We start from the raw sequence: 577 nt of genomic DNA, 5'->3' as shown, positions 1-577 counted from the left end.
CAGTCTTGATATTGGTGCGTTGATTGCAGGTACCAAGTATCGCGGTGATTTTGAAAAACGTATGAAGTCATTACTTGATGCGCTCAAGAAAAAACCCAATGCGATTTTATTCATTGATGAGATTCATATGATTATTGGTGCAGGTTCATCAATGAGTAGTAATATGGATGTGTCAAACTTAATCAAGCCAGCACTTGCAAATGGTGAGTTACGTTGTGTCGGTTCGACCACCTTTACTGAGTATCGTCAAGTATTCGAAAAAGATCACGCATTATCGCGTCGTTTCCAGAAAATTGATGTAAAAGAGCCAAGTGTTGAAGATAGCATTGATATCTTACGCGGTCTTAAACCACGTTATGAAGAGTTCCACAACGTTGAGTATACTGATGAAGCGTTAGTGACAGCTGTAGAGTTGTCTTCTAAGCATATTCATGAGCGTTTTTTACCAGATAAAGCGATTGATGTTATCGATGAAGCTGGCGCGTATAAGCGTTTAGGGATTATTCCCGATACAAATGATATCAATGCAGAAGACGGTCTGATTGCGGATTTGGAAAAAGATATCAACCAAAAAGAC

The 577-nt window shown here is 39.2% G+C and carries 1 protein-coding gene; it reads left to right on the top strand.

The annotated features are described in order from the left end of the window. A partial coding sequence (locus ACS8FD_RS23115; protein ID WP_439277579.1) for an AAA family ATPase occupies positions 1-577 on the top strand: 577 nt, incomplete at both ends.

The organism is Psychrobacter sp. 1U2 (assembly GCF_051847575.1).
This window is presented reverse-complemented; position numbering and strand designations above follow the sequence as displayed.